This is a genomic window from Stenotrophomonas sp. ZAC14D1_NAIMI4_1 (genome assembly GCF_003086775.1).
Lineage (GTDB): Bacteria > Pseudomonadota > Gammaproteobacteria > Xanthomonadales > Xanthomonadaceae > Stenotrophomonas.
This window is the reverse complement of sequence record NZ_CP026001.1, coordinates 1,499,341-1,512,546: the sequence shown is the minus strand read 5'-3', so window position 1 is coordinate 1,512,546 and position 13,206 is coordinate 1,499,341. Positions and strand designations below refer to the sequence as shown.

12 protein-coding genes are annotated in these 13,206 nt (G+C 68.5%); 6 read left to right on the top strand and 6 right to left on the bottom strand.

What is annotated here, in order from left to right:
* Positions 1 to 198: 198 nt before the first annotated feature.
* A complete protein-coding gene (locus C1927_RS06990) occupies positions 199 to 1,071 on the bottom strand; it encodes a DMT family transporter (RefSeq protein ID WP_108746284.1) in 873 nt (290 codons plus the stop codon).
* Positions 1,072 to 1,186: 115 nt separating this feature from the next.
* Between C1927_RS06990 and C1927_RS06985 the strand changes: the two genes are divergently transcribed.
* Both C1927_RS06985 and C1927_RS06980 read left to right on the top strand, forming a co-directional pair.
* Positions 1,187 to 2,131 (top strand): LysR substrate-binding domain-containing protein, encoded by a 945-nt coding sequence (locus C1927_RS06985; RefSeq protein ID WP_108746283.1) that lies wholly within the window; start codon positions 1,187 to 1,189, stop codon positions 2,129 to 2,131.
* A 68-nt stretch (positions 2,132 to 2,199) separates the two neighbouring features.
* A complete protein-coding gene (locus C1927_RS06980; protein ID WP_079221233.1) occupies positions 2,200 to 2,493 on the top strand; it encodes a hypothetical protein in 294 nt (97 codons plus the stop codon).
* A gap of 41 nt (positions 2,494 to 2,534) precedes the next feature.
* Here the strand turns inward: C1927_RS06980 and C1927_RS06975 are convergent, their stop codons facing one another.
* Positions 2,535 to 3,329, bottom strand: coding sequence for a DUF4349 domain-containing protein (locus C1927_RS06975; RefSeq protein WP_108746282.1), 795 nt, complete (start codon positions 3,327 to 3,329; stop codon positions 2,535 to 2,537).
* A gap of 159 nt (positions 3,330 to 3,488) precedes the next feature.
* On the opposite strand from C1927_RS06975, the gene C1927_RS06970 reads away from it, so the two are divergent.
* On the top strand, positions 3,489 to 5,297 hold the full coding sequence (locus tag C1927_RS06970) for a DUF885 domain-containing protein (protein ID WP_108746281.1): 1,809 nt from the start codon (positions 3,489 to 3,491) through the stop codon (positions 5,295 to 5,297).
* Between the two features lie 101 nt (positions 5,298 to 5,398).
* Here C1927_RS06970 and agp read toward each other — a convergent pair whose 3' ends face one another.
* The 3 genes from agp to C1927_RS06955 all read right to left on the bottom strand — a co-directional run bounded on the left by agp (position 5,399) and on the right by C1927_RS06955 (position 10,178).
* Complete coding sequence (gene agp, locus C1927_RS06965; RefSeq protein ID WP_108746280.1) at positions 5,399 to 6,619, bottom strand: bifunctional glucose-1-phosphatase/inositol phosphatase; 1,221 nt, start codon at positions 6,617 to 6,619, stop codon at positions 5,399 to 5,401.
* A 67-nt stretch (positions 6,620 to 6,686) separates the two neighbouring features.
* Positions 6,687 to 8,519: a multidrug efflux ABC transporter SmrA gene (gene smrA, locus C1927_RS06960; RefSeq protein WP_108746279.1), complete on the bottom strand. Its 1,833-nt coding sequence runs from the start codon at positions 8,517 to 8,519 to the stop codon at positions 6,687 to 6,689.
* Positions 8,520 to 8,603: 84 nt separating this feature from the next.
* On the bottom strand, positions 8,604 to 10,178 hold the full coding sequence (locus C1927_RS06955) for a serine hydrolase (protein WP_079221228.1): 1,575 nt from the start codon (positions 10,176 to 10,178) through the stop codon (positions 8,604 to 8,606).
* A gap of 110 nt (positions 10,179 to 10,288) precedes the next feature.
* Between C1927_RS06955 and C1927_RS06950 the strand changes: the two genes are divergently transcribed.
* Both C1927_RS06950 and C1927_RS06945 read left to right on the top strand, forming a co-directional pair.
* A complete protein-coding gene (locus tag C1927_RS06950) occupies positions 10,289 to 10,732 on the top strand; it encodes a VOC family protein (protein ID WP_108746278.1) in 444 nt (147 codons plus the stop codon).
* Complete coding sequence (locus tag C1927_RS06945; RefSeq protein ID WP_108746277.1) at positions 10,729 to 11,592, top strand: DUF72 domain-containing protein; 864 nt, start codon at positions 10,729 to 10,731, stop codon at positions 11,590 to 11,592. The genes C1927_RS06950 and C1927_RS06945 overlap by 4 nt, the downstream gene beginning before the upstream one ends.
* Here C1927_RS06945 and C1927_RS06940 read toward each other — a convergent pair.
* Positions 11,513 to 12,127, bottom strand: a complete 615-nt coding sequence (locus C1927_RS06940) for a Pr6Pr family membrane protein (RefSeq protein ID WP_108746276.1) — start codon at positions 12,125 to 12,127, stop codon at positions 11,513 to 11,515. The genes C1927_RS06945 and C1927_RS06940 overlap by 80 nt on opposite strands.
* 79 nt (positions 12,128 to 12,206) lie before the next feature.
* Here C1927_RS06940 and C1927_RS06935 point away from each other — a divergent pair, with 79 nt between their 5' ends.
* The gene (locus tag C1927_RS06935; protein WP_108746275.1) at positions 12,207 to 13,154 is read left to right on the top strand and encodes a DMT family transporter; all 948 of its coding nucleotides are present in this window, start codon (positions 12,207 to 12,209) and stop codon (positions 13,152 to 13,154) included.
* The last annotated feature ends 52 nt before the right edge of the window (positions 13,155 to 13,206 follow it).

The following is a 13,206-nucleotide window of genomic DNA, read 5'->3' as shown; positions in this document are numbered from 1 at the left end:
CCGGTTCCCTGCGCTCCTCGGTCCGTCGAGGGACGGCGCGGAACTCGCTGCGCTCAGACACCCGCGCCTCTTCGCCCTCGCCGGACCTGCGGTGCTCGGCTCGCTCCAAGGCGGACCCAGATCAAAATCCACAGCCGCGAGCGCAAGCATTGAAGACGCGGCCGGGCAGCGCCCGGCACGACCCGTGCGTCGGTGCGCTCAGCCCTTCTGGCTGACGGCCACGCTGCCGAGGATCAGGCCGCCGGCAATCAGCATCTGCAGGGTCACCGGTTCGTCGAGGAACAGCCACGCGAATGCGGCGCCGAACAGCGGAATCAGGTAGGTCACCGTCGACGCACGCGAAGGACCGATGCGGCCGATCAGGCGGTAGAACATCAGGAAGGCCAGGCCGGTGCACGCCACACCCAGCGCGATCGCTGCGCCCCAGGCCTTGCCCGGAATCGCGGCCTGCGGCCAGTGCGTCACCGCCATCGGCAGCATCCACAGCGAGGCACAGCCCAGCGTTGCCGCCGCCGCTGCAGCCGATGGCAGGCCGGTCATGTGCCGCTTCACCAGGTTCACGCCGAGGCCATACAGCAGCGAGGCGGCCGCGCCGGCCAGCACCGCCATGCCGATGCTCAGGCCGGACACTTTGGCCGTGGCCAGCACCACCACACCGGCAAACCCGACCAGCAGCGCGCTGGCACGGCGCACGCCGATCTTCTCGCCGAAGAACAGGAAGGCGATCAACGCGGCAAACAGGACTGTCATCGCGTTGCAGATGGCGCCGATGGCCGCCGGCGCCTGCTCGGCCGAATAGGCGAACAGCACGAATGGCAGCGCCGAGTTGATCAGGCCGATCGGCGCCAGCCACAGCCAGCGGCGCGGCGGGAACTGCGCGCGGGCACGCCACAGGAACGGCATCAGTACCAGCGCGCCCAGCACCAGCCGCACCTCCACCAGCGCGAATGGGCCGAACGAGGGCACGGCCACGCGCATGAACAGGAACGAGCAGCCCCAGATCGCACCCAGCAGGGTCAGCTCCAACGGGGTGCGCCAATCGCGCTCAGCCACCTGCGGTACCGCGTTCATGCCCTGCCTCCGTCCTGCGCCTGCGCTGTGTCTGGGCCGACAGGATCATCCGCAGACGCCTGCTGCACAAGCGCGTAGTATCGCTGCCAGCCACAAATATGGTTTGAGGCTCGACATGCAGCTACGCCCTTCCCTGCTCCCCGCTCTGGCCGTGTTCGCGGTGGCCGCGCGCCACCAGAACTTCGCACAGGCCGCCCAGGAGCTGCACCTGACTGCCAGCGCGGTCAGCCACCACGTGCGCCGCCTGGAGGAGGTGCTGGAGGTTCGCCTGTTCCTGCGCCATGCGCGCGGGGTGCGCCTGACCGCCGAGGGCCGGCAGCTGGCCGACGCCGCCAGTGCCGCATTCACCGATGTCGCCGCCGTTGCCCACCACCTGCAGCCGGATGCGGACAGCGTGCCGCTGCGCATCACCACCCTGCGCTCGCTGTCGTACTGCTGGCTGCTGCCACGCCTGCCGCGCTTCACCCAGGCGCACCCGCACATCCGCATCGAACTGCACACCGGCAGCGGCCTGGACCGCTACGACGAGAACGGGCCGGAGGTCGGCATCCGCTACGGGCTGGGCCAGTGGCCGGGCCTGCATGCGCAGCACCTGATGGACGACAGCCTGTTCCCGGTGGCCTCGCCGGCCCTGCCTGGCGTGGAAGCCCTGCAGGACCCCGCGCGCATCGCCGAGCTGCCCCTGTTGACCGATCTCTCGCCGCAGGGCTGGCGCGACTGGTTCCGCCATGCCGGCGTGCGGCCGCCCTCGCCCTTGCCGCCGATGCACACCTTCGCCGACAGCACCGATGCGATGCGCGCGGCGGTGTACGGCATGGGCGCGGTGCTGGCGCGTACCCACGTCGCCCAGCCCTACCTGCAGCGCTATGAAGTGGTGCGCCTGCCCGGCCCGGCCCTGAAGGCGCGCTACGCCTACTACGTGGTGCATGCCGAAGCGCAGCCGCCCAGCCCGGCCGCGCGCGTGTTCATCGACTGGCTGCTGGCCCAGGCGCAGGACGAGCGCACGCCCATCCCCGCCCTGCCCGACAGCCTGCTGGGGCGCCCGCCCACGGCCGGCTGACTGCGCCCTCACCCGGTCTTTTCCCTTCGCTGGCTAGGCTGCAGGCAACCCCACTCTGTGTACCCGCCATGCCAATGCTGCGACTGCGCATCACCGGAACCGAAGACGACGCCCGCGCCATCAGCGACCTGCTGCTGGGCCTGGAAGGCATCGAACATGTCGAAGAAACCGACGACCTGATGCCGCACATGGACGACGATGATTCCAGCTCGGCCGGCCTGTCCGATGACATCGGCCCGGGCATCCACGAACTGGAAGTGGAAGTCGGCAACGAAAGCACCGCGCAGAAGGTGCGCGATGCGGTGCAGGAACTGGCGCTGGAACTGGACGTGTTCGTCGAGTACGAGACCGACGAGGGCTGAGGGCTCGCCGGGCCTGGCCCGGCGTTACCCGTTGCCGGCGCTTACGCCTTGCGGCGCCGCCTGCGCCACAGTGCCAGCCCCACCCAGCCCAGCAGCCACAGCACCACGCCCACGGGCACCAGTGCCGCAACAGCGCGGATGACGAAGGCCACGCTGCTGGTGAACACGCCGCCGAAGTCGCGTACCGCGGCGCCGATCTCGCTGCGCCCGGTTTCGCCTGACGGCGGTTCCAGCTGCACGGTCACCAGCTGGGTATCGATGCGGCGGCGCTGCTGTGCGGCTTCGCGGTTGGCGGCTTCCAGGCCGGCCTCGATTTCCGACATGCGCTGCGAGATGGCCAGCAGGTCGGCCACCTTGACGTCGGCCCGCTGCTGCATCACCGACAGCTTTTCGTATTCGCGCTGCAGGCGGTCCTGCGTGCGGCGGGTGTCGGCCACCTGCTCGGCAAGGTCTTCCGCATCGGTGGACCGGTTGGCAACGTGCCCGTCGCGGCCGGCCAGTGCAATGAACGGCCCCACCCCGTCGGGCGCGAGACGGACGCGGATGCGCGCCTCGTGACGCAGCACGTCGGGGCGTGGCGTGTAATCGCCTTCGCTCATCTCCAGCAGCGTGCAGTCACCAAACTGGGCCTTCTGGCAGGACTCCGCCAGGGCCTGCAGGCGCGGGCCGATGCGTTCGCCGTCCAGTTCAACGCGGACCTCGTGGGTGTAGGCCAGGAACTGACCCTCGCCCTGCTTGATCGCGGCCATGGGTGCGGGCGCGCCACCACCGGGTACGCGCTCCTTGTTGGCGCAGCTGGTGCCTCCCAGGACCACCAGTGCCAACAGCGCGATCATCGCGCCCCGCCCGGGGAAAACGCTTCTTCCTTGAACCTGCATCTCGTTGCCCTCCTGGGGCGTGGGATTCCTGCCAGCGCCCATGGTAATCCTATGGCAGGGGGACAAAGCGCCCCGCGCGCCCTATGCTCGGGGATTGATCCCAGTACAGGAACGCCGATGCGCCCGCATCTCCTTGCCCTTGCCCTGGTCGCTGCCCTGGCCGGTTGCCAGCCGGCCGACGCCCCGACCAACGGTTCCACCCCGGCCGCCAGCCAGCAGGCCGGCGACGCCGCGGTCGATGCCGCCTTCGCCGACCTGTCCAAGCGTGCGCTGGACACCTGGATGCAGCTGTCCCCGGTCAGCGCCACGCAGATCGGCGACCACCGCTATGACAGCGAGATCGACGACCTGAGCGCGGCCGGCCAGCAGAAGACCGTGGACGCGTACAAGGGCCTGCTCGCCGAGCTGGACAAGATCGACGTGGCCAAGCTGGGCCGCGAGAACCAGGTCGACGCGGCGATCCTGCGCAACCAGCTGCAGTCGGAAATCTGGAACAGCGAGGTGCTGCAGTCCGGCAAGTGGGACCCGCAGCTCTACAACGGCCTGGCCGGCAGCGCCCTGTACGGCCTGATGGCCCGTGAGTTCGCACCGCTGTCCGACCGCCTGAAGTCGGCCACCGCGCGCATGGAAAAGCTGCCGGCGATCTTCGCCCAGGCCCGCGAGAACCTCGACCCGGCACGCGTGCCGAAGATCCACGCCGAGACGGTGGCCAAGCAGAACAAGGGCATCCTCAGCATCGTCGATACCTTCATCACCCCGCATATCGGCGAACTGCCGCAGGCCGACCAGCAACGCCTGCAGGCGGCCATCGACGGCCTGAAGAAGGCAGTGGACGAACAGCAGGCCTGGCTGGACAAGACCCTGGTGCCGAACGCCAAGGGTGACTTCCGCATCGGTGCGGAAAAGTACGACCAAAAGCTGAAGTTCGCGCTGAATTCCTCGCTGTCGCGCCAGGAGATCGGCGAGCGTGCACGCGCCGAACTCAAGCGCGTGCGCGAGGACATGTATGGCATCGCGCAGACCGTGCTGAAGGACAAGCCGGGCGCACCGGAGATGCCGGCGCAGCCGACCGACGAGCAGCAGCAGAAGGCCATCGAGGCCGCGCTGGAGCTGGCGTACGCCGACAAGCCGGCGCGCGACAAGGTGGTGGACGATGCCAAGGCCGCGCTGGAGCAGTCCACCGCGTTCGTGCGCGAACACGACCTGATGACCCTGCCCGATGCGCCGGTGGACATCATCCTGATGCCCGAATTCCAGCGCGGCGTGGCCGTGGCCTACTGCGATTCGCCGGGCCCGCTGGACAAGAACCTGAAGACCTTCTACGCCGTCTCGCCGATTCCGGACGACTGGAGCGACAAGCAGGTCGATTCGTTCCTGCGTGAGTACAACTCGCGCATGATCCACCTGCTGAGCATCCACGAAGGCACGCCGGGTCATTACCTGGAAGGCTGGCACTCGGCCAAGTTCCCGTCGACCCTGCGTGCGGTGCTGCGTTCGGGCCTGTTCGCCGAAGGCTGGGCGGTCTACACCGAGCGCATGATGCAGGAGCAGGGTTACCTCGACAACGACCCGCTGTTCCACCTGGTGCAGCTGAAGTTCTACCTGCGCACGATCTCCAACGCGATCCTCGACCAGGGCGTGCACGTGGACAACTGGGATCGCGAGAAGGCGATGCATCTGATGACCCACGACGCGTTCCAGCAGGAAAGCGAAGCCTCGGGCAAGTGGGTGCGCGCGCAGCTGACCTCGGCGCAGCTGCCGACCTACTTCGTCGGTGCACAGGAACACTTCGACACCCGCAAGGCGATGCAGGACAAGCTGGGCGACAAGTTCAACCTGAAGGCCTACCACGACCAGATGCTGTCCTACGGCGCGCCGCCGGTGCGCTTCGCACGGCAGCTGATGCTGGACCAGCCGATCGAGTGAGTTGGAAGGTGGGTGCGGACCGTTGGTCCGCACTGCGGATAGGTTCATCCACGCATGGCGTGGATCTACTGCCCCCCATCCACGCATGGCGTGGATGGCATTCAATCCACCGCGCGATGCAGCAGGCGCTTGAACTGCACGTCACTGCATCCGTCCTGCCCACATCCGGGCAGCGCCAGCTCCACCCGTCCGGGCGGCTGTGCATCACTCAACGGCAGCGCATCACGCAACTGCGTGCGGGTGGGATAGACATACACCAGCCGGTAGCGCGCTTCGCCGCTGTGCACGCGCCAGCGCTCGAACTGCAGCAGGCCGCCGATCGGCGTCTTCTCAAGCTGGCCCGGCAGCGTGTAATCCGCGGCACCCAATGCCGCCAGCACGGCGCCGATGTTGGAATCGTGGCCGACCAGCAGACTCACCTTCGGCGACTGCGGATCGGCGAACAGGCCATCAATGTGCGACAGCAGCGGAGCGGCCACGTCGCGTGCCACCTCCGGGGTGCCGAACAGGATGTCCTGGTAGCCGTTGCGGACCCGCGCCAGGGCCTGCCACTGGGCGTCGCCGTGCAGGCGGCCCCAACCTGCCGGTGTTCCGCTGTCGTTCTGGTAATCCTGCATCAGCAGCGCATCGACCATGCCGTTGGCCAGCGCCAATGAACCGGAGGCCCCCGGCTCCCTGCCCGCTTCGACGCGGAAACGGCTGTCGCCGGCCTGCAGCGCGCACGGGCTGCGCCCGGCACAGGCCGGCGAGGATGCATGTTCCACCACGCCCTCGACGACCTGCAGGTCCGGGCCCAGCCGTGCCTGCGATTCGGCCTTCTGCATGGCCCGCAGCGCGCGGCGCTGGAAGCCGGCGTCGTCGCGGTGGATCACCGGGTCGAACAGCGGGTCCATCGTGCCCAGCGGCCTGCGCTGTTGCACCGTGACGTGGCAGCCAGGAAACGCCCCGGCAACGAAGAACTGCGCGGTGGCCTGGGTGCGCTGCAGGCTGTTGGCCAGCGCGTGGAAATCGCCCTCCTGCGGGCAACCCGTTGCCGGCAGTACCTGCTGCTGGCGCAGCCATTGGCCAAGGTAGCGGCCCAGGTAGACCTCCAGCACACCGCCCTTGGTGCTCAGCTCGCCGGCGGCAACGTCCCAGGTGGCCCACGCGTGTGGCGTGGCATCGGCCAGCGCGCCCGAAGAGACCAGCGGTGCGCGCAGGTTGTGGCGGCTGAGCAGGACGACCTGCTCGAGGGCTTCGCCTTGCACGGGGGCTGGCGCGGCGGCCGCGGTTGAACTGACCAGAGCAAGCGCGAGCAGCACAGGATGTAGCGGGTGGATCATGCAGGTCTCCGGAAACACACTGGGGTCAGAGCCCTTTCCTACGGAAAGGGCTCCGACCCCGATCCCATCATTGGTCGGCAGCCACGAACCCACCGGTCTGCCGCGCCCACAGGCGCGCGTACAGCCCACCGGCGGCGATCAGTTCGGCATGGGTGCCGGTTTCGGCGATGCGGCCCTGGTCCATCACCACCAGGCGGTCCATGCGCGCGATGGTCGACAGGCGGTGCGCGATGGCGATGACCGTCTTGCCGCCCATCAGCTCGTCCAGGCTGTCCTGGATCGCCGCTTCCACTTCCGAATCCAGCGCCGAGGTAGCTTCGTCCAGCACCAGGATCGGCGCGTCCTTCAGCAGCACGCGGGCAATGGCGATGCGCTGGCGCTGGCCACCGGACAGCTTCACGCCGCGCTCGCCGACATGCGCGTCATAGCCACGGCGCCCCTGCCCGTCCACCAGCGTGTCGATGAAGGCTTCGGCACGTGCCTTGGCCACGGCCGCGCGCAGCTGCTCATCGGTCGCGTCGGGGCGGCCGTACAGCAGGTTGTCGCGGATCGAGCGATGCAGCAGCGAGGTGTCCTGGGTGACCACGCCGATCTGCTGGCGCAGGCTTTCCTGGGTAACGCGGGCGATGTCCTGGCCGTCGATCAGGATGCGTCCGCTTTCCAGGTCATAGAGGCGCAGCAGGATGTTGACCAGGGTCGACTTGCCGGCACCGGACGGACCGACCAGGCCGATCTTCTCGCCGGGCTTCACCACGAGGTCCAGCCCGGCGATCACCCCGCCCTTCTTGCCGTAGTGGAAGTGGATGTCCTGGAAATGCACGCCACCGTGGGCCACCTGCAGCGGCGCGGCGTCTTCGCGGTCCTGCACGGTCAGCGGCTGGGCGATGGTGGTGATGCCATCCTGCACCGTGCCGATGTCCTCGAAGATGCCGTTGATGGTCCACATGATCCAGCCGGACATGTTGTGGATGCGGATGACCAGGCCGGTGGCCAGGGTGATCGCGCCCACCGTGATGTGCCCGCCGTTCCACAGCCACAGCGCCAGGCCGCAGGTACCGGCAATCAGGAAGCCGTTGACGATGGCGATGGTCAGGTCCATGCCGGTGGTGATGCGGGTCTGCGCGCGGTGCTTGACCGCCAGCTCCTGGATCGACTCGGCCACGTAGGTCTGCTCGCGCCCGCCGTGGGCGAACAGCTTCAGCGTGGGGATGTTGGTGTAACCATCGACGATGCGGCCCATCGCCTTGGAACGTGCCTCCGACGCAATCCAGGCCCGTTCCTTCGCGCGCGGCACGAAGTAGGCCAGGATCACCGCGTAGGCCAGCAGCCACAGGATCAGCGGCACCATCAGGCGCCAGTCCGCCTGCGCGAACAGGTAGAGCGCGGTACCGGTGTAGACCACGATGTACCAGAGCGAATCGACCATCTGCACGGCCGATTCGCGCAGCGAGGTACCGGTCTGCATCACCCGGTTGGCGACGCTGCCGGCAAAGTCGTTCTGGAAGAAGCTCAGGCTCTGCCGCACCACGTAGTTGTGCATCAGCCAGCGCGAGCGGTTGCTCAGGCCGGGCACGATGGCCTGGTTGACCAGCAGGTTGTGCAGGCCGACCAGGATCGGCCGCGCGATGACCGTGATGAACAGCATCCAGCCCAGTTCGTTGGCATGGCGCTGGAAGAAGCCGGCACCGGGCTGCTCGGCGACCATGTCGACGATGCGGCCCAGGTAATCGAACATCGCCACTTCCACCAGCGCCAGCAGCAGGCCGGCGATGAGGGTGGCCAGCAGCACCGGCCACACCGGGCGCAGGTAGTGCAGGTAGAACGGCAGCACTTTCTGCGGCGGCATGCGGCCGTCCACGGGCGGGAACACCGGAATCAGGGATTCAAACCAACGAAACATCACATTCCCTCGCCAGATCAGCGCGGGGATTATCCCATGGCCGGTGTGTTCCTGGCGTTCGCCGGGCATGGCCCGGCGCTACCGTTACGGGCTGACCGGGGTGAACAGCAGGTCCTGGAAGTCGAAGCTGAAATCGGTCAGGTCCGAGATCGGCTGCATGCGCACTTCGCGCACCTTGCCGTCCGGGTCCAGGCTGAAGTTGACGAACGCATCGGCGTTGAGCGAGCGGTCATCCCAGCGCACGATGAACGTATCGTGCTGCCAGTGCTCCAGGCGGCCGCTCAACTGCGCCGTTTTGGCAAAACGCAGGCGCAGGCCCTTGCCCTCTGCAGACACCACCATGTCGCCATACCAGCGGTCGCGGTACGTGGCGGCATAGCGCGCCAGCGGCAGCGACGGCGTGCTGCCCTTGGCGCGTTCGGCCTGGTGCTTGGCCCAGGCTTCATCCGCCTTGTCCTGCCCCTTGGCCACGCCCTTGGCATAGGCGTCCACCCAATCGTGCTTTTCGCCGCCCAGGTAGGCATCGAGCACGCTCAGGGTGATGGCATTGAATGCCGCGCCCGCTTCCTGGTTGGTCAGCACCACCACGCCCAGCTTGTGCCCCGGCACCAGGGTCAGGCGCGAAACCATGCCCGGCCAGCCACCGGTGTGCCAGACCAGCTTCTGCCCGCGGTAGTCGCTCAGGCTCCAGCCCTCGCCGTAACCGGCGAAGTTGGCGCGCGCCGGCTCCAGCTCGGGCACGCTCGGCGCGGCAATGGCCTGCGGCGTGATCATCTGCCACATTTCTTTCTGGGTCTTGGCACTGAACAGCGGCGTACCGTCGGCCAGCGTGCCCTCGGCCAGCTGCACCTGCATCCAGCGCGCCATGTCATGTGCGCTGGAATAGATGCCGCCGGCACCAGCGTTGTTCGACCAGGTCAGCGGCGCGACGGTGCGCAGGTCCTTGAAATCGTACTTGGCGTGGCCGATCGCCGCGTTGTCACCGGCCTGCAGGTGGTCGGCGTTGTAGCGCGTGCCGGCCATGCCCACCTTGTCGAAGATGCGCGTCTGCAGGAACTGCTGGTAGCTCATGCCCGACACCTTCTCGATGACCTGCTGGGCCACCGCATAGAGGATGTTGTCGTAGGCATATCGCTCGCGGAAACCACCCTTCAGCGGCACCTGGCCGAGCCGCTGCACCACCTCGGCATTGCTGTAGGACGTGGTCGGCCAGAACAGCAGGTCGCCGGCCCCCAGGCTCAGGCCGCTGCGGTGCGAAAGCAGGTCGCGCAGGGTCATCTGCCCGGTCACGAACGGGTCGGACATGCGGAACGACGGCAGGTGGTCGATCACCTTGTCGTCCATCTTCAGCTTGCCGTCCTCGGCCAGCAGGTTCAGCGAGGTGGCGGTGAACGCCTTGGTGTTGGAGGCGATGGCGAACAGGGTGTCGGCCTGCACGGGCGCCGGCTTGCCCAGCTCACGCACGCCCCAGCCGCGTTCCAGCACCACCTTGCCGTCCTTGACCACGGCCACGGCCACGCCGGGCACGTCGAACTGCGCGCGCACGCGCTCGACGGTCGCATCCAGGTCCTGCAGCTGCGCCGGGGTCGGCGCGGTCTCAGCCGCATGTGCCATCGTCGCGCAGGCCAGCAGCACGGCGCCTCCAATCCAGTTGTTCATCCAGCACCATCTCCGAACGGGGGTTGCGGCCGTGTGCAGGCCATCACCGGGGTTTCGCGCGATGGTAACGGCCAGCGGCCGATCCTGCCCTGTGCCATAGGAGGGGTGTCATGGCCCACAGCGATCCATCCAGCACCGGTTCCACCATCATTCCGTGCCTGCGCTACCGCAACGCGCTGGCCGCCATCGACTGGCTGCAGCGCGCGTTCGGCTTCCATGCACAGGCGGTGTACGCCGAAGGCGAAACGGTCTTCCACGCGCAGCTGGTGTTCGGCCAGGGCATGGTCATGCTCGGCTCGGCCAGCAGCAGCGGTGAATGGTCGAAGCTGGCGGTGATGCCCGATGAGGTCGATGGGCGGCAGACGCAGAGCGCGTGCGTCATCGTTCCCGATGCCGACGCCCACTACGCGCGGGCCAAGGCCGCCGGCGCGCGCATCGTCATCGACATCGCCGACCAGGACTACGGCGGCAGGGGCTACGCCTGCGCCGACCCGGAAGGCTACGTGTGGTGGTTCGGCAGCTACGATCCCTGGCGCGCGGACCACGGCCAGTGACACCCGCAGCGATCCGCTGCGGCATTGGCGGCTGGGTGTTTCCGGCGTGGCGCGGCGGGGTGTTCTACCCCGACGGCCTGCCGCAGCGCGAAGAGCTGGCCCACGCCAGCCACGCGCTGCGCTGCATCGAGATCAACGGCACCTTCTACCGCACGCCCACCGAAGCGCAGTGCGCGCAGTGGGCTGCACAGACGCCGGACGGTTTCCGCTTTTCGATGAAGGCGCCGCGCTACCTCGTGCAGCGCCGCGATCTGTCGTCCACCGTCGAAGCGGCCGCACCCTTCCTGCAGGCCGCGCTGGCACTGGGTGACCGGCTGGGCCCGCTGCTGTGGCAGTTCGACCCCAGGCACCCGGCCGACGCGGAGGCATTGCAAGCACTGATGGCTGCACTGCCGCAAACCCTGCAGGGCGTGCCGCTGCAGCACGCGCTGGAAGTGCGCAACGCGCAGGTGCACGGGCCGGAGCTGGTGGCCGCCGCGCGCCGCCATGGCGTGGCCCTGGTGATCGAAGACAGCGACGAGGCACCGTTGCACGGGGATGTCAGCGCTGGCTTCGTCTACGCGCGCATCAAGCGCAGTCAGGCGCGCCTGCGCGAAGGCCTGCCACGCCCGCAGCAGCAGCGCTGGGCAGACCGCGCGCAGCGGTGGTCACGCGGCGAACCCGTGGACGACCTGCCCTGCCTGGCCGAGCCCGCCGTGCCACAGCCACGCGAGGTCTACCTGCTGTGCATCGGCGCGGGCAAGGCACGCAACCCGGCGGCGGCGATGGCCCTGCAGCGGCTCAGCGACGGCGCCAGCGATCCAGCGCCCACAGCAGGCTCCAGCCCAGCACGAACACGCCGGCAACCCGCAGCACGTTGAGCGCGAATGCCGCTGCACCGATCCGTTGCCATTCCAGGAACGGGTACGGCGCCTGGCCGAGCAGGGCGGCCACCGCCATCGCCCAGCCCAGGTAGGCCACCGGCACCAGCAGCACCCTGCCGAGCGCGCGCCAGCGCAGGTGCCCGTGCGGCAACAGCAGCAGCCAGCCACCCAGGTACAGCAGCGGCACCGCGTAGTGCAGGCCCATGTCGACCCACCATTGCAGGCCGGTGGGCTGCCACAGCCCCTGCAGGGCCACCGCATAGACCAGGCCGGTCACGCCGATGCACAGCGCCAGCACCGCCGCCGGGGTCGCCCGCAGCGCTCGTCCCGACGCCAGACACAGGCAGCCCACGCACACCGCCAGGTTGCTGAGGATGGTGAAGTAGCCGAAGAAGCGCAGGGTCGCCGCGGCAATGCCCGCGCTGCCGCCGGGGCCGGTGACCAGCAACAGGTACTGCAGCAGCAGTGACGCGGCGGCGACCAGCGCGGTCAGCGCGGCCCAACCCCGCAGCAGCGAACGGTCGGCAGGCATGCACGGGCTCCAGGGACAGGATGCAGCGGGCAGGCCACCGCCATCGCCGGCCGCCCTGCGCTTGCCGCACAATACACGGATGACGACCCCCGACACCCGCAAAGCGCTCTGGCAGATCCATTTCTGTGTCCTGTTGTGGGGCGTCACCGCCATCCTCGGCAAGCTGATCACCCTGCCGGCGCTGCCGCTGGTGTGGTGGCGCATGCTGCTGGTGGTGGCCATGCTGGCCCTGCTGCCGCGGGTCTGGCGCGGGCTGCGCACCCTGCCGCTGCGGCTGGTGGCCGGTTATGCCGGCATCGGTGCGCTGGTCGCCCTGCACTGGCTGACGTTCTATGGCGCGGTGAAGCTGGCCAATGCCTCGGTGGCCGCCACCTGCATCGCACTGGCGCCGGTGTTCACCTCCATCATCGAACCGTGGGTGGCCAAGCGGCCCTTCCAGGTACGCGAGCTGGCCTTCGGCCTGGCGGTGCTGCCGGGCGTGGCCCTGGTGGTCGGCGGCGTGCCCGATGGCATGCGCCTGGGCGTGCTGGTCGGCGCACTGTCGGCGCTGCTGGTGGCGGTGTTCGGCTCGCTCAACAAGCGCATGGTCAGCCATGCCGATCCGCTGACGGTGACCGCGCTGGAACTGGGCGCCGGCACGCTCACCCTCACCCTGCTGGCGCCGGTGCTGCCGTACCTGCTGCCGGCGCTGGCCAGCCCCCTGTGGGTGGTGCCCGACCTGCACGATGGCATCCTGCTGCTGGTGCTGGCGGGCGCCTGCACGCTGCTGCCGTTCGCCCTGGCGCTGGTCGCGCTGCGCCATCTGAGCGCCTACACCGTGCAGCTGGTGACCAACCTGGAGCCGGTCTATGCCGTGCTGCTGGCGGTGGTGCTGCTGCGTGAGCAGCATGAAGTGACGCCGTGGTTCTACCTGGGCGTGGCGATCATCGTCGGTGCGGTGTTCCTGCATCCGCTGCTGAACCGCCGCAAGCCGGTGCAGCATCCGGAGATCCTGGGCACGGCCGAGGCGCGCAACATCGCCGAGTAAGGCGCTTTTTTAGAGTCGAGCCATGCTCGACTGTTCTCCGCGAGAATCAGCC